This window comes from Amycolatopsis pigmentata, assembly GCF_042684065.1.
Lineage (GTDB): Bacteria > Actinomycetota > Actinomycetes > Mycobacteriales > Pseudonocardiaceae > Amycolatopsis_E > Amycolatopsis_E pigmentata.
Genome location: NZ_JBHUKR010000006.1, coordinates 98,946 through 114,392 on the forward strand (window position 1 = coordinate 98,946; position 15,447 = coordinate 114,392).

Genomic DNA, 15,447 nt, shown 5'->3' on the forward strand with positions numbered 1-15,447 from the left:
TCACTGGGTTTGCTCCCTTTTACCAATCCGACCGAAAGTAGGCGGAGACGGTTCGCAGCCCGATCTGCTTGTCGACACCCGTTTCCGCCGTGGCTGCCGTCGGATTGGTAACGAACGGCACTGGTGCCGTGCCCGCCACCGCTTCCGGCCCGCCAGGCGGGCCAGCGCGAACAGGGCGAAGATCAGCAGAATCAGCACGAGGGCGCCGATGTACCCGCGCTGCTGCGCCGATTCCAGGGGTTCCTTGATGTACCGGTAGACGAACCGGGGGAGGCTCTCCTGCGGGTTGGCGAACGGGTTCCCGTTGAGCGACAAGGATCCGAACGACGTGAACAGCAGCGGCGCGGTCTCCCCGACCACCCGGGCTATCCCGAGGATGACCGCCGTGGTCACCCCCGTGCGCGCGGTCGGCAACACGACCGACCACACCGTCCGCGCCCGGCTCGCGCCCAGCGCCAGCGACGCCTCGCGCAACCCGTCCGGCACCAGTCGCAGAACCACTTCCACGGTCCGCGTCACCGTCGGCAGCATGATCATCGTCAGCGCGAGCGTGGCCATGAAGCCGGAAAACCCGGTCTGCAGCGGCGGGAGGATGAGCGCGGCGTAGACGAACAGGCCCGCGACCACGGACGGCAGCCCGCTCATCGCGTCCACGAAGATCCGTACCGGTCTGCGCAGCCTCGCCCGGGTTTCGTTGAGGAACACCGCGGTCAGCACGCCCAGGGGCACGACGAAGACCAGCGCGAGCACGGTCTGTTCCAACGTGCCGATGATCGCGTGCAGGCCGCCGGTCGCGGTCGCGGGATCGGTCGGGCCGACGCCGGACATGTCGTGGGTGAAGAAACCGAGGCGCAGTCCGGGTAGTCCCTTGAGCACGATGTAACCGAGCAGGAACAGCAACGGGATCAACAGGCCCGTCGCGCCGCTGACCACGATCGCGGACACCAGCCGGTCCACCGCGGCGAGGCGGCCGAGGCGGTCCCAGGTGACCAGGAACAGCATCGCGAGGTAGAGCAGGAACGCCACCACCAGATCCGCCGGCCAGCCGGGGGAGGTCAGCAGTACGTGCATGAGGAACCAGGTGAGCAGGACCGCGGAGGCCGCGCATCCGAGCGCGCTGGCCCGGTCGGCCGGTGTGGTCGCGGACGTGCGCCGCCGCACGAGCGGCGTCACGCGCGTCTCGACCCGCTCTTCGACCACTGTGGCGGTCACGCGTCGACACCCGCACCCGAACGACTACGCGAGATGATCACCGAGGCGGTGAAGTTGGTCGCCAGGGTGAACAGGAACAACACGAGCCCGGCGGCCATGAGCCCGTTGAGGCCGATCCCGGACATGCCGGCGTTGTTGGCGATGAAACCCGAGATGGTGGCACCGCCGAACTCGAGGAGGTGGGTGGTGATCTGGGGAACCTGGGGGAGCAACAGCGAAACGGCGATCGTCTCGCCGAGCGCGCGGCCGAGCCCCAGCATCGAACCGCCGATGATGCCACCGCGGCCGAAGGGCAGCACGACGGTGCGCACCATGCCCCAGCGTGTGCCGCCGAGCGCCAGGGCGGCCTCCTTCTCACCGAGCGGGGTCTGCACGAATACCTCGCGGATCACCGAGGTGGTAATGGGAATGACCATCAGCGAGACGACCAGCCCGGCCAGGAACATGGAATTGAACAGAACCGCACCCGCCCTGGTGGAGAACAGGGGAAACCAGCCCAGATTGTCACTCAGCCACTGCGAGAAGGGGGTGATGTAGGGCCGCAGGAAGCTGAATCCCCACAATCCGTAGAGCAGGCTCGGGATCGCGGCGAGCAGGTCCACCAGTCCGGTGAGGAAACCGCGTGTGCCGGGGCCCGCGTAATCGGTGATGAAAAGCGCGGCCAGCACGGAAAGCGGAACCGCGACGCCCACCGCGATAAGGGCGACCACGACGGTTCCGTACAGCAGCCCGAGCACACCCATGGCGCCCGTGGCCGCGTTGAACCGGATGGTGGTGAAGAACCCGAAGCCGCTGACCTCGAAGGCCGGGACAGCCCGGTACACCAGGAAAAACCCGATGACGATCAGCAACGCCAGTACGGAGAGGCCGGCCACCGTGGTTATCCGGCGGAATGCGCGGTCGGCGCCGGAAGCCACGTCGGCGATCGGCCGCCGGATCGGAAAGGTCACGGGGGGAGTATGCGTGCCGGTGATCGGGTGGGGGTTGCGGAACAGGGAAGGCCCGACGGCGTGTAGATGAATCAGTCCGGCGGTTCTCGATATGCCCGTTGACGGCCGCGAGGGTCACCGGCGACGTTGAGCGCGTGAAACTTGGTGTTCTACTGCTGTGCGCCCTGTTCGCGGCGGGTTTTCTGCTCGGCGTGCCATCCGCGGCCGCGCAGACGCCGCCATTGTCCTACTCCATCCGGACCAGCGGCGCGGACCTTTCGAACGCACAGGACGGAGATCCGCTCAGGATCACCATCTCGGGCCTGCCCGCGAATGCCACGGCGAACTTCTCCATCTGCCCGAAGAACCTGCGGGACGGCCTGATCACGCAACGCCCCGACACCGCGACCAGGACCATCGTGGGGGTGCCCGACCATTCGGTGGCCTCGCGGGTGGCGGCCTACTGCGTGTTCTTCAACGACGAGCTCTCCGGGGACTCGTTCAAGACTCCGGTGACGGACCGGCCGCGCAGTGCCGCGACCGGGGACATCGTCCTCGACACTTCGGTGCCGCGCGGTTCGAGAGCTCCGGGATTCATCACCTACGACCCCGAGTACACGGCGACCGCCAAGACCGCGACGCTGGTGTGGCCCGCCAATCCGGACAAGCACCAGTACTCGTTCACCTGTGACGAGAAGAACCCGTGCACGATGATGGTGAAGATCAGCGCGTCCGGTCAGACGGTCTACGACGACTCGATCTCGTTCGCGCCTTCGGCGCCGGGCCTGAAGGTCCAGGGCTGCGCGGGCGTCGGCGCGGGCACGCTCAGCGCGAGCATGCCCGAGCGCTTCGGCAAGACGGCGGTCTCGTGGAACCAGATGCTGTGCGGGCCGAGCAAGACCACGCAGCCGGCCAACGTCGTCTCGGAGACCGAGGACGCCGGGCTGGCCTCCTTCGACAAGGGCGACTCCGATATCGCGATCACCGGCGCGGGCGGACGGCTCGCGAGCCAGACCGTCCGAAAGCGACAGTACGTGCCGGTCGCGCTCAACGCGGTCGTGGTCGCGGCCGTCGGCTGGTCGCCGACCGACCGGGCGGACAACGGATCCTCGTTGCTTTCCCGGCTTTCCAGGAAACTGGACTTCAGCTGGGACGATGTGGCGAACATGCTGAGCAAGGGCGGTGAACTGCCCGACGCGACCGGCCGCGGAGGAATTTTTCACGGCGATTCCGCCCTGGTTACGCGTAACCCGGCGCTGGCGGCGATCAGCGGGCCCGCCAGTCCCGTCCAAGCGCCGGACGCGCGGGAGGGCCGCACTGCCGCCGGTGATGCCGGCTATTACGGCGTCACCGGTGAGGCGGGGAAGGGCACCGTACCGCTCCGGCTGAGCGAACTGCTGTCCACGGCGGCGCGCCAGTCCTGGGTGTACGGCACGACCGCGAGCTTCTCCGACGGCGGCACGATGCTCGGCGGGAAGCCGGTCGGCACGGTCACCGACCTCAACGACCTGAACCTGGGACTCGGCAACGTGCACAACGTGGACGCGAAGACCGGCCGGGTCAACGTGCGCAAGCAGGTCAACGAGGCGACGCTGGGCGTCGCGGGTGGTTGCGTCAACGGCTGCCTCAACTGGGTGGTCACCGACTTGGCCACGGCCACCGAATACGGCTGGGTCCCGGTCGCGCTGCCCGGAGCCGGCGGCGGTTTCGTGGCACCGGCCGAAGCGTCCTTGCGCGCCGCGGCCGCGCACATGACGGTCGGCGAGGACGGTTCGCTCCAGCCAGGGCAGGGGGCCGCGGATCCGGCCGCGTATCCGCTCACGTTCGTCGAATCCCTTGCCGTGCCGACGAATCCGCTGGTCGACTCGAACTGCGTACCGCAGCAGGCGAAACAGGCCACGCTGACCACCCTGGTCAAGGCCGCGATCAACGGCGGGCAGGGCGGCCTGGGCAAGGGCATGACGCAGCTGACTCCCGAGCTGATGGCTCAGGCGCAGGACGCGACCGGAAAGATCGGCACTGGCACCGCGGACGCCGCCTGCCAGGAACGCAAGACCGCGAACGGTCCGGGAGCCGGTTCCCTGGGCGGCACCGGCGGATTCGCCGCGGGCGGCGGACTTCCCGCCCCGCCCGCGCTCGGCCCGGACGTCGGCGGCGGCGCGGGCGGACTGGAGCGGAAGGCGCCCACCCAGGCCAGCGTCGGAGAAGCGAAGAACATGGCGGCTTCCATGCGAATCCCGCTGTTCCCGGGCGCGGGCGCTCTCGGGGTCCTGTTTCCCTTGCTGGCGCTGGTGATCCTGGTCGGGCTTCCCGCGTTGACCGCCTACACGGCGGCCGGGCGACCGGTGCCGCCCGCGCTCATGGGGTTCCTACGACGTCTCGACCCACGGAGGAAATCGTGACCGTCCTCGAACGGCCCGTCTCGTTCAGTCCGAAGTGGACGGCCGGGGTGGTGGTGGGCTGGCTCGTCACGACGGTGGTGTGTTTCGTCGTGGTCGTGTACGCGCTCGGCCCGATGATGCAGAACAACGACCAGCGTGCCGGGCTGACCGACATTCGGTCCCAGACGGCGAAAGCACTGGAGGAGACCAAGACCCTCCTCGGCGCGGCGCCACCGACCAAGCCGCCGGAGTTCGGCTCGCCGGTGGCGGTCGTGGAAATTCCCCGGCTCCGGCTGCAGCAGGTCGTCTTCGAAGGCGTCTCGCCCGGGGAAACGGCTTCGGGGCCGGGGCATGTGCCAGGCACGGCAGGTCTGGGGCAACCGGGCAACGCCGCGCTGGCCGGCCGCTATTCGGGCTACGGCGCACCGTTCGGGCGGGTCGGAGAACTGACCGCGGGCGATCAGATCGTCGTGGCCACTACGCAGGGCAAATCGGTCTATACCGTGACGCGGACCGACACCCGCGCGCTCGACGAGGACGCCGACTACGGCAAGACGCCCAATGACCGGCTCACCCTGGTCACGTCCGCGTCCTGGTGGCCGGTTTCGTCCGAGCGGGCGACCGTGGTGACGGCCGCGATGGACGGCAAACCGTTCCGTCCGACTCCCCAGAACGGCAGGGCCGGCGCACAGGACGGGCGGTCCGGGGACAGCGGAGCTTGGGCCGCTCTCGTGCTGTCCCTGGGCGGGTTCTTCGCGGCCGCGGCGGGAGCGACCTACCTCTACCGTCGCTGGCGCCCGGTTTCCACCTACATCATCACGACGCCGGCGCTGCTGGCTTTGGCGGTACTGGCCGCGGCCGCGCTCTGGCGCCTTCTCCCGGCATGGACATAAAGGCTCGTGAGCGAGTCACCCTCGCTCACGAGCCTTCGTTGTGCCAGTGGGGTTACTCCTTGGTGCAGGTGATGCCGTTACCGTTCTTGGCCAGCGGCTTGAAGCCGTAGTCGCTCAAGGTGCCGGCCAGCGAGCCGCTGCACAGCGGGCTGCCGCCGGTGGCGTCGAACCCGACGTAACGCAAGGCCGCGCGGTAGGACGGCGAACGGGAATCCAGCACGTAGTACACGGTGCGGGAGCCGAGGAAGCCGTCGGAGAAGTTCGGCGCCCACTTCGCGCCCGTTCTCGCGACGATCGGGACACCGTCGGTGCCCGCGCCGGTGAGGTCGCCCTCGAAGAAGCCGCCCCGCTTGTCAGTGGCGGTTCCGTTGGCCTGGGCCACCCACTGGGCGGCCGAGTACGGCGCGATCGCGGCGGCCTGGTCGGCCGCCGGGATCGTGGCGCCCTCGTTTTCCTGAAAGGTGTGCACGGTGACCGGCTTGGTGAGCGGGTCGAAGCCGAGCACCGTGCCGGTGAAGAACGCCCGCGTGCCGGAGCCCGCCTGCGGCAGGTACACCTTGATCGGCGCGTCGGCCCCACCGACCTGGTTCCAGTTGGTGATCGTGCCGCTGTAGATGCCCCGCAACTGGGCCAGCGTGAGGCTGGAGACCTTCGCGGCGGCACCGGTCGACGAGGCCGACCACGAAACGCCGTCCTTGGCGAATCCGTAGTACTCGAAGGTCGCCGGGTCGCTCGACGAGCGGGGCGACGACGAACGCGCGACGTCGATCGCCGCGGTACCGGCCGCCGCCGCGTTGGCCAGCGCGGTCTTGCCGGAACCGGAGCCGTTGGGCGGAGTGTTGGTGGTCGCGTCGTAGGTCGTTCCGTTGTCGTAGAAGTCGCCGGGCACCTTGAAGGTCTGGCCCGCGGCGAGGACCGGCGGCACGTTGACGAACTGGTCCGGGTCGGTGTTCCCGGCATCGTGGTTCGCGGCCGTGAAGATCGCGCCGGTGACGTCGTAGATGGTGTCCGATCCGGCGGCCGCGACGACCTCCGGGATCCCGTCGGGGGCGGGTACCGCGTTCGCGGTGCCCGTGGCCAGCAGGCAGACCCCGGCGGCCGCGGCGGATACGCCCACGAACCGGGCGGTGCGAGTACGCATATTCAGTGCGCTCTTTCCTCTTGGTCTCGGCCACGGGGTTCCGTGGCCGAGACCAAGATCGAGCGCGCCGCTGAACGATTGCCGGTTCATCACCTTCCCGCCCGACGGCGTTGCGGTTAATGCCCGACGAACAGACCCCGCTGCCCAATACGGTGTTTCGCCCGGGTGATTTCGACGTCTTTTCCGCGGGCGGCCTCACCGACCGCGGCGAGGAAACGGCCGTGCCCCCGCACCGCTTCGATTCTGCGGCCGTAGGCGTGACCGGATTTCGCGATCGGCGTGGCACCGTCGTGGAGCAGCCAGCGCCAGTCGATTCCGTTGTCGTGGCGGAATTCGGCACGCGCCGCTTCGACGTGCTCGCACAGATGCCGGATCGCGGCGACGCAGTGGCCGGCGCCAGGATAGCCGTCGGCACCCATACCGAGGCAGACATTGTTCGAACCGAGCAATCGCCAGCGGACGAGGTCGGTGTCCGTGACGATCAACTGGAATCTCGGCATTCTGACCGCGCGCTTGGAGCGGTCGTCGTCGCTGTGCATTCGCGTGTCCTAACCGGGGGTCGTCCCAGATGTCCGGTGAATGACGTCCGCGTCTTCATCGTGAATGCCCGGCCGGGGTTACCGGACGCGGTGAAGGCCCGACGGCCGCCGGATGAACAACCGGTCACTCCCAGGTTTACTCCTCGGAGGGTAAGTCCAGTGACCGCCGAAGCCGGTGATCTGTGGTCCGGACGGACCGATCTTTGGTACAAGTGGACGAGGACAGTGCCGTCGGTGGAAGCCCGGCCGCGGCTTTTCGGCGAGGACCGTTGGAGGTCGACTTGGACCGGCCGAGTGTTGCCCGGGTGTACGACTACTACCTCGGCGGTACGGCGAACTACGAGGTCGACCGGGAGTTCGGCGAGAAGGTGCTGGCCGACTTCCCGTTGTTGAAGCCGATCGCGCGGGCGAACCGGCTTTTCCTGCACCGGGTCGTCCGGTACCTGGCCCAGCGGGGTGTGTCGCAGTTCGTCGACATCGGCTCCGGAGTGCCGACCATGGGCAGCACCCACCAGGTCGCCGACGAGACCGGCCGGAATACGCGCGTGGTGTACGTCGACCACGAACCCACCGCGGTGGCGCATTCGCGGACGCTGCTCGAAACCTCCGGCGATCCGCGGCGCCATGCGGTGCTCCACGCCGATCTCCGGGAGCCGGACGAGTTGTGGCGGCAGATGGCGGACACCGGCCTGATCGACCTCGGCAAACCGGTCGCGCTGCTGCTGATCGCGGTACTGCACGTGCAACAACCCGGGCCCGACGGGACCGAGATCGGCCCCGCCTCCGTCGCCCGATACCGGGAGCTGCTGCCACCGGGGTCCTACCTCGCCATCTCCCACATCACCGACGACGGGGTACCCGTCGGCCTGGCGGATGCCCTGGTCGGCCTGAAAAGGAAATACGACGAATCCGGCTCCCCGGTCATCTGGCGCTCGCGGGCCGAGATCGGCGCGCTGATGGGCGATTTCGCGGGGATAGCACCGGGCATGACCTGGACCTCGCTCTGGCATCCCGAAGCGAGCGGTCCCGGCGCTCCCGCGGTGCGGTTCGCCGCTCCGGAGGAGTCGGCGATCTGGGGCGGAGTCGGTCACAAACAGGCGCGCGAAGCTGCTTGATCGATTGCTTGATCGACGCTGCCTGATCACGAAACCGGCCCACGAGAGGTCATCCGGCAAGCAGGTCCTGCAGTTCTCCGACGGCGCGGGTGAGTTCTTCGGCGAAGCGGACCATCTCCCCGGCGACGTGCCGGGGCGTGCTCAGATAGATGTTCCAGCGGTCCGGGAGGAGTACGTACGCGACGCCGATGCACTGAGGACTGGTCGAGCCGAACCCGAAGTACTGGATGTTCTGCGAGGGCGCGGAACTGGTGCTCAAGTAGTCGTCCCGCATGATCGTCCAGCCCGGCGAGGAGTACAGCGCCGGCTCTTCGGTGCTCCCACGCCGTTTCTGGATCAGCTGCAGCTCCCAAAGATGCTGTTCCGGCGCGTCACCCGCCTGGCATTCCTTCGCCCGCGCCACGTGTTTCGCCGCGGCGGTGACGAAGGCCGCCCGCCGTGCCTCAGTGGAGGCTTCCGGGTCGTCCATCGCCGCGACGAACGCCAGCACTTCCGGGGTGACGACGCGCATGGCCTCGGTCCGGCCGTTGCGGTACTGCCGGGTCGCGATGGACTCGTAGGTCGCGCCGGTCAGGCCCTTGGCCCGCTTGTGCGCGAGTTGATAGGCCATCTGGGCGAAACCGTCGGGCGACATTCCCAGTCGCTTGGCGCGGTCGGCACCGAAGTCGAACGACACCGTCTTCGTCGCCGTCGCGTCCGCGTAGGCGGCGAAGGATTCTCCGGCCGCGCGAGCGTCCTCCCGCAAGGCGTCGTCCAGGACGAACTCGACGGCCTCGAACGCCGGTGTGCCCTCCGGCGCTTCCCGTGACGTCCGTTCTCCGCTCAGCAGCGCGTCCGTGAAATTGAGGATCGTGGTCCCGTCCAGTTCGCAGTGCTCGACGTTGATCCCCGCCGCGCCGTTACCGAACACGATGAGCGAGACGGCCTTGTCGAACCACCGGTTCCCGCTGTCGCCGTGCAGCAGCTTGTCGCACTCCTCCTGGGTGTCCGCCGGGGTGAAGTCCTCCAGGCACAGGCAGAACAAGGCCGTTTCGATGGTGTCGAGCGCTTCGGCGTTGCCCGCGGCCAGCAGTGCCTCCCGGGTCGACGCCCACTCGGCCCGCGCCTTGGTCGTGAAGTGCCCGGCCGCGGCCGTGGGATCGCCGGTGACCTTGCCGGTCTTCATGATCGAGTGCAGGCCCTCCGCCAGCTGACCCGGGCCGTACGGGCGGCCGTCCGGTGCCAGCACGTCCATCCGGAAGGGCGTGTTCCGGAAGAACACGACGATGTGCCGCGCGTTCGAGGGGCCCGGCCAGTCCTCGCGGTAAGGCGTGCGCGCGATGTCCAGTACCCGGCCGGGAATTCGTGTCGCGGAGAAGAGGAACTTGTGCTGCCGCATCGACTGTGGCCGCCCGCGCACGACCACCGGCGCGATCAGCTCGTCGTCCAGTTTGAGTTTGTAGTCGACCGCGGAGGCGACCAGTTCCGCCGCGCGTTCGACCTGTCCGAGCGGGGACCGCTGGAAAAGGAAGAAGAAGTTGGCGTTGAGCGCGATCCGGTCCCGGCGGCCCAGGTAGCGGTACGGCCAGAAGGTGTCCAGCCAGCTGAGCACGCCTTCGGACCTCTCGTAGGCCTCGAGCGAGGCCTGCAACTCGTGCGCCGGGCTTTCCGGCGCCAGGAATTCCGCGACGGCGGCTTCGGTCCGCGCGAGCTCCTCCGCGGTCAGCAGCGGCGCGCACCATTCGAGGAACCGGTGGCAGGTGTCCTCGAGCGTGGGCAGCGGGACGCGAGGCAGCCTCTCCTCGTTGCCGAACGTACGGGGGGACCACTCCGGATCGCTCACGGTCATCCTTGTCCTCGAAGGTATCTGATGGGTGGAGAACTTGGTCTGTGTTTTTCACTAGTCGAGTAGCTCGTCGCCGCGAACGGCCTCGGCGAGGTGTTCGGGCAGCACTCGGCCGAAGAGCTGCCTGGTCCTTTCCGGGCTGCCGATGACCCCGGGGCTTCGGCTGTAGGCGAAGATCGCCGAATGACGGGCGGTCGTGCCCTCCACGGCGGTGACCCGGTGCAGGGAATACCGGCCACGGAACAGCTGGAGATCGCCGGGCCGCAGATCCAGCCGGACCATGGAAGCGCTTTCCCCGGCCAGCACCGCGCGGACGCCGTCGAGATTTTCACTGGCCGCCGACCGGATGTTCGGACAGTATTCGAACCGCCCGCCCCCGTCGGCCTCCTGGGTGAGGAGGCTGACCGTGAATTCGTTCGTGTCGAAATGCCAGGGGTGGGCACGGCCCGGCGCGATGACATTGATCGTGAGCCCGGCCAGCGGGTCGGCCAGCTCGTGCAGCTCGGGCAGGCCGAAGCAGTCGGCGACGAACCGCTGGAACACCGGCCTGGTATAGAGCTGCTGGATGATCGTGGTCGCCGGAATGCGGTCGCGGGCCACGAAGGCGTTGCCCCGTTCCATGACCGTGCGGCCAGGGTGCCCGTCCGGCAGCGGCGCGTCGAGCGCGATGTTGTAGGCGTTGACCCGTTCCACCTTGGTATGAGCGTAGGGCGCGAGGGCGGCGCACTCGGTGCGCAGAAGATCCTGCGACTCCGGGCGGATGAAGTCCTTCAGCACGCTGCAGCCGACTTCCCGCAGCTCGGCCCGGGTCCGGTCGACGAGTTCCCGCCAAGCCGCGCCCCCGGGTTCGGTGAGCGGGTATTTCTCGGTGTCGACGGGGTCGACCGCCGTTCCGGCTTCCGGGGTGCTCATGACGTCCTCTCGGGAGAGTGAAGCTGCACTGCTTGCCCTGACCGTTGGAGAACGTGTAGCACAAGATCCATTCGGAGAATCCCGGAGTGTGTGACCGGCCACAGGTTCACTACATCGGGTTGCCGCCACGGGGTGCCTCACGGGCAAGCAGGCCGTCGAGTGGGCAGTCGATGCCCGCTTTCCTCAACAGGTTATCGCTGCGAGCCGGTCGGCCTCCGGTGAGTTCACGGGCGCGCTGAGGACGACCACGCGCAGGTCGCCCGGCTCCACCGTCAGCACGTCCTTGTCCAGCGTGAAGCGGCCGAGACGCGGGTCGTCGACGGTGACCCGGTCCGCTTGGGGCCGCGGCAGGTCTTCCTCGGCCCACAGGACGGCGAAGTCCTCGCTGACCTTGTGCAGGTCGCGGAGGAGGGCGCGCAACTCCGGGTCGGTGGGGTAGCGGCGGGCCGTGGTGCGCAGACCCGCGACGATGGCGGCGCGGAAGGCGGTCAGCCGCCCAGGGGAGCGGACGACCGTGGTCGGCGCGTCGGTGAAGGTCCGCCAGGCCATGTTGCGATCGCGTCCGCTCGCCGTCGCCGCGCGACAGTTGAAAGCCAGCCAGCGGCGGTTGCCGGTCAGAACGTTCCAAGCGGCATCACACAGGCAGGCCGGGACCTCGGTGACCCGGTCCAGTATCCGCCGTGCGGACGGGGTGATTTCCTGAGGCACCCGCCCGCCGCCCGGTTCGTGCCACCGGTCGCGGTGACCGTGCGGGGCGAACCCGGCGGCGAGGCGGAGACGCTCGTGGTCGTCACGGTCCAGTCGTAGCGCCCTGGCCAGGGCATCGACCACACTCGCCGACGGCAGTCGACGGCCCTGCTCAAGCCGTCTCAGGTGCTCCTCGGACACGCCCGCGAGGTGGGCGAGCTCGCTCCGGCGGAGGCCGGAAACGCGCCGCGCGGCGGGCGAGGTGGAGGCGAGACCGGCCGCGTCCGGCGTCAGCAGTTCCCGGAAGGCGCGCAGCGTCGCGCCGAAGTCGCTGTCTCGCTCCACACGGTCATTGTGCCAGCGGCGCGTCCACCGGCTCCATGTAGAAGCGCGTCCGGGTGATCACATCGTCTTCGACGACCGCGATGATCACGCCCCGTTGATGGAACCGGGCGCCGTTTCGTTCGGTGCCCACGAACTCCCACTCCGCCCAGGCCTCGTCACCGGCAGGGGCGCGCGCGGTCATCGCGGCCTTGATGTCCGGACGGGCTTCGAACATCATCTCCCAGTTGCGCCGCACCTGGTCCCGGCCGGTGAACGTGCGGGCCGGATGCACCGGCCAGGTGCTCACGTAATCGGGCGAGAAGCACGCGGTGAGCGCATCGATGTCGTGCTTGTTGATGGCGTCGACCAAGCGGTCGAGCACGGAAAATGGCATAGGTCGTCTCACAGTTCGTTTCATCGTCGCGGACCGGGCTCCACGGTAGCGGCGACCTTCTGTGCCGTGCCTGGGCCAAAATGTACCCCCCGCGCCGACGGCGCCGATGCGTCGACGGTCCCACGCGAGGCCGTGCGGCACCATTCAACGGCGCCAGGTCACGGCACGCGACGCCGCTCTTTCCGCGCAGCTTGGCCTTGTCTTCGTCCGTCCGCCGGCAGCGTCCCTTTCAGGCGCGCGCGAGATCCGCCGCTGTCCGTACCCCCGCGGCGTAGTCCGCCGGGCATTCCCACGCCGCGAAGTGGCCTCCGGCGGTGTGCTCGGTCCAGGACCGGACGTCGAAGAACCGGTTCGCGAACTCGCGGGGCGCGTTGACCAGGTCCTTGGGGAAGATCGTGAAGGCGGTCGGCACCGCGATCCGTCCGGCCGGTTTCGCTCCGCTCTCCGCGTAGGGGGTGAAGGAGGTACCGATAGCGCCGCTCACCCAGTAAGCGGTGATCCAGGTCAGCAGTTCGTCTCGGGTGAACACGGTTTCCACGTCCCCGCCGCAATCGGTCCAGCCGCGCAGCTTTTCCAGGATCCAGGCGGCCATTCCGGTGGGCGAGTCACCGAGCGCGACCGCGAGGGTGTGCGGCTTGGTCGACTGTTCGTGCATGTAACCACCCTCGGTCGCCTGCCAGTGCCGGCCGTACCGGATGTAGGCACGCTCGGCGTCGGACAGGTCCGATGGCGGGTCGACCAGGAATCGGTACTGGGACACGTCGGTCAGGTGCAGGGCGGCGACCCGGTCGGGATGGGCGGCCGCGAGCGCTTCGGCTACATCACACCCGACGTCTCCGGCGGAGATGACGTAGTGCTGGTAGCCCAGTCCGGCCATGGTGCCCGCGATCGCCTCGGCCATCGCGGGCGCCGACAGGCCGCGGCGGGGGAACGGCGCCGCGAAGGGAAAGCCGGGCAGGGCGGGAATGATCAGGTGCAGGCCGGTCAACAGGGGAAGCACCTTCTCGAACCGCAGGACCGAGTCGGGCCAGCCATGCAGCAGCAGCACCGGGACCGCGTCGGCGTCCGGCGCGCGCAGGTGCACCGCACGCACCGGCGTGTGGCCGGCGTCCACGAGCACCCACGGCAGATTCCGGATCCGGGCTTCGTGCTCGCGCCAGTCATAGCGGTCGGCCCAGTACCCGGCCAGATCGGCGAGGTAATCCGCGTCGGCTCCGCGGTCCCAGCCGAAACCGGGTGGCACGTCCACCCGCCGATACGCCCGGAGACGGGCACGAAGGTCGTCGAGAACCGGTTGCTCGACGGGGGCCGGAGCATGGTCGGTCATGGCGGGATTTCCTCTGCGGTGGTTCGGTTTCCCCGGCACGGACCGCCCCGTCAAGCGTCCAGGCCGAGTGCGGCGGCCATCGGGTCGGTGCCCAACGCGCTGGGCAGGAGAAGCGGCTTTTCGGCACTGCCGCGCGTGGTGGAAAGCAGTCGCACCGCGCGGGCTCCCGTGCGTGACAACCAGTCGGTCATGTGGGCGGCGATCCGCCGGACCTCGTCCGCCGGGTCTTCGGCGATCAGTCGTTCACGGGCGAACAAGCGCAGCAGGTCATGCAGGACATACTGGCCTTCCACCACCGAGGTGTCCAGCAGGCTCGCATCGACCAGTGCTTCCAGGGTGTGTTCCGCGACGTCCGGCTCCACGGCGGCGAGCTGCGCCGCCATGTCGACGGTGATCTCGTCTCCCCGGGCCAGCGAAAGGCGCCGGAACAAGCTCCGGGTGGGCTCCTCGCACAGGCGATAGGAGACCTCGAACGCGGAACGGATTTCCAGATCGCCCGCGGTCAGCGCGGTCAGCCTGCGCTGCTGGTCGTCGAGCTGGCGGACCAAGGTGCCGAGGGGCCACCGGGGGCGGCTGGCCAGCCGGTTGCCCGCGATGCGCAGGGCGAGCGGAAGGTGGCCGCACAGTTCCGCCACGCGTGCGGCGGCCTCGGGATCCGCCGCCGCACGGGCCGGATCGATGATGGAACCGAGCAGGGAAACCGAAGCCTCGGGAGACAGCACGTCCAGCAGGACCCGGTGAACCGATTCCAGACCGGGCAAGGCCCGGCGGCTGGTCAGCAACACCAGGCAGTGCGGGCTGCCGGGAAGCAGGGGCCGGATCTGCGCCTCGTCCGCGACGTTGTCGAACACCAGCACGATCTTCCGGTTGCGGAGGAGGGAACGGTAGAGCCCGGCGCGTTCCTCGACGCCTTGAGGGAGCCGCCCCTCGGCGACTCCCAGCGCGAGCAGAAGGTGGCCGAGTGCCTGCTCCGGGGTGAGCCGTCCGGCGTCCATGCCATGCAGATCCAGGAAGAAACAACCGTCGGGATAGTGCTCGATCAGCCGGTGGCCGATGTGCACCGCGAAGGTGGTCTTGCCGACACCGGGCAGGCCGAACAGCGTGATCACGGTCGCGGTGGGGTGATCGTCGGCCGCCCGGTCTTTGATCAGGCGCAGGAGGCGGGTCAGTTCCCGCTCTCGGCCGGTGATGTCGGCGACCTCCGGGGGCAACTCCCGTAACAGCCGTTCAAAACGTGGTTCTGGCTCGGCGCGGTCCGCTCGCGCAAGGGGTTCCCCGCCCGGGCCGCTCCGTTCCCCGGCGGACAACAGAAGATCATGAGAGGACTGCCCGACGGTCGCGAACGCGGTGGCGAGCGCCAGCCGCGTCCGGTATTGCGGCCGTCTGACCCGGCCGCGCTCCATGTCGCTGATCGCCCGCGCACTGATGCCCGACCGGTCCGCCAGTCCTTCCTGGGTCAGCCCGGCCGCCTTGCGCAACCGGGCCAGCAGCCGGGCGAACGCCGGAACGGCCGTCGACGGATCGCCGGAATCGACATCGAGGATCTCCACCACCACCCTGGAAAGAAAGCGCGGCGAGTTTTCTTCCCGTGCCGACGTCAGGGGGATGAAGAATATTCCTCGCGACCGTGGAACTACCCGTTTGTAGCAGTCGAATAGCTCGTTTCGCTGATCCTGGATGGCAGGCCTCCGCTGATCGAGCGGACGGATCTGCCGTTCGGCTGGAGGTCCCGTATGCGACGGTGACCGAAGAACTTCACCCAAGGTGC

At 68.7% G+C, this 15,447-nt stretch carries 13 protein-coding genes; 3 read left to right on the forward strand and 10 right to left on the reverse strand.

Going from position 1 to position 15,447, the window contains the following annotated elements; genetic code table 11:
* Both pstA and pstC read right to left on the reverse strand, forming a co-directional pair.
* Positions 1-1,212 carry a phosphate ABC transporter permease PstA gene (gene pstA / locus ACFSXZ_RS08465; RefSeq protein ID WP_378263078.1) on the reverse strand — a complete coding sequence of 404 codons (1,212 nt, stop codon included), beginning with the start codon at positions 1,210-1,212 and terminating at the stop codon, positions 1-3.
* A complete protein-coding gene (gene pstC / locus ACFSXZ_RS08470) occupies positions 1,209-2,150 on the reverse strand; it encodes a phosphate ABC transporter permease subunit PstC (RefSeq protein ID WP_378264750.1) in 942 nt (313 codons plus the stop codon). The genes pstA and pstC overlap by 4 nt, the downstream gene beginning before the upstream one ends.
* A gap of 146 nt (positions 2,151-2,296) precedes the next feature.
* Between pstC and ACFSXZ_RS08475 the strand changes: the two genes are divergently transcribed.
* Positions 2,297-4,543: a hypothetical protein gene (locus ACFSXZ_RS08475; protein WP_378263080.1), complete on the forward strand. Its 2,247-nt coding sequence runs from the start codon at positions 2,297-2,299 to the stop codon at positions 4,541-4,543.
* Positions 4,540-5,415, forward strand: coding sequence for a sortase (locus ACFSXZ_RS08480; protein WP_378263082.1), 876 nt, complete (start codon positions 4,540-4,542; stop codon positions 5,413-5,415). Before ACFSXZ_RS08475 ends, ACFSXZ_RS08480 begins: the two co-directional genes overlap by 4 nt.
* 52 nt (positions 5,416-5,467) lie before the next feature.
* Here ACFSXZ_RS08480 and ACFSXZ_RS08485 read toward each other — a convergent pair whose 3' ends face one another.
* A complete protein-coding gene (locus ACFSXZ_RS08485; protein ID WP_378263084.1) occupies positions 5,468-6,556 on the reverse strand; it encodes a substrate-binding domain-containing protein in 1,089 nt (362 codons plus the stop codon).
* 116 nt (positions 6,557-6,672) lie between these two features.
* Complete coding sequence (locus tag ACFSXZ_RS08490) at positions 6,673-7,095, reverse strand: DUF1508 domain-containing protein (protein ID WP_378263086.1); 423 nt, start codon at positions 7,093-7,095, stop codon at positions 6,673-6,675.
* 281 nt (positions 7,096-7,376) lie between these two features.
* On the opposite strand from ACFSXZ_RS08490, the gene ACFSXZ_RS08495 reads away from it, so the two are divergent.
* Positions 7,377-8,210, forward strand: a complete 834-nt coding sequence (locus ACFSXZ_RS08495; RefSeq protein ID WP_378263088.1) for an SAM-dependent methyltransferase — start codon at positions 7,377-7,379, stop codon at positions 8,208-8,210.
* Positions 8,211-8,259: 49 nt separating this feature from the next.
* On the opposite strand, the gene ACFSXZ_RS08500 is transcribed toward ACFSXZ_RS08495, so the two are convergent.
* The 6 genes from ACFSXZ_RS08500 to ACFSXZ_RS08525 all read right to left on the reverse strand — a co-directional run bounded on the left by ACFSXZ_RS08500 (position 8,260) and on the right by ACFSXZ_RS08525 (position 15,235).
* The gene (locus ACFSXZ_RS08500; RefSeq protein ID WP_378263090.1) at positions 8,260-10,038 is read right to left on the reverse strand and encodes a choline/carnitine O-acyltransferase; all 1,779 of its coding nucleotides are present in this window, start codon (positions 10,036-10,038) and stop codon (positions 8,260-8,262) included.
* 51 nt (positions 10,039-10,089) lie between these two features.
* The gene (locus tag ACFSXZ_RS08505) at positions 10,090-10,947 is read right to left on the reverse strand and encodes a HalD/BesD family halogenase (RefSeq protein ID WP_378263092.1); all 858 of its coding nucleotides are present in this window, start codon (positions 10,945-10,947) and stop codon (positions 10,090-10,092) included.
* A 183-nt stretch (positions 10,948-11,130) separates the two neighbouring features.
* Positions 11,131-11,979 (reverse strand): helix-turn-helix domain-containing protein, encoded by an 849-nt coding sequence (locus tag ACFSXZ_RS08510; protein WP_378263094.1) that lies wholly within the window; start codon positions 11,977-11,979, stop codon positions 11,131-11,133.
* A gap of 4 nt (positions 11,980-11,983) precedes the next feature.
* A complete protein-coding gene (locus ACFSXZ_RS08515) occupies positions 11,984-12,340 on the reverse strand; it encodes a nuclear transport factor 2 family protein (RefSeq protein WP_378263096.1) in 357 nt (118 codons plus the stop codon).
* Positions 12,341-12,581: 241 nt separating this feature from the next.
* Entirely contained in the window at positions 12,582-13,679 is a 1,098-nt protein-coding gene (locus tag ACFSXZ_RS08520; protein WP_378263098.1) for an epoxide hydrolase family protein, read from the reverse strand.
* Positions 13,680-13,729: 50 nt separating this feature from the next.
* The gene (locus ACFSXZ_RS08525) at positions 13,730-15,235 is read right to left on the reverse strand and encodes a helix-turn-helix domain-containing protein (protein ID WP_378263100.1); all 1,506 of its coding nucleotides are present in this window, start codon (positions 15,233-15,235) and stop codon (positions 13,730-13,732) included.
* Positions 15,236-15,447 lie beyond the last annotated feature (212 nt).

Coding starts and splice junctions, on each gene's coding strand:
- ACFSXZ_RS08490 (WP_378263086.1), bottom strand. CDS start 7,095: ATGCACAGCGACGACGACCGCTCCAAGCGCGCGGTCAGAATGCCGAGA.
- ACFSXZ_RS08520 (WP_378263098.1), bottom strand. CDS start 13,679: ATGACCGACCATGCTCCGGCCCCCGTCGAGCAACCGGTTCTCGACGAC.
- ACFSXZ_RS08485 (WP_378263084.1), bottom strand. CDS start 6,556: ATGCGTACTCGCACCGCCCGGTTCGTGGGCGTATCCGCCGCGGCCGCC.
- ACFSXZ_RS08500 (WP_378263090.1), bottom strand. CDS start 10,038: ATGACCGTGAGCGATCCGGAGTGGTCCCCCCGTACGTTCGGCAACGAG.
- ACFSXZ_RS08505 (WP_378263092.1), bottom strand. CDS start 10,947: ATGAGCACCCCGGAAGCCGGAACGGCGGTCGACCCCGTCGACACCGAG.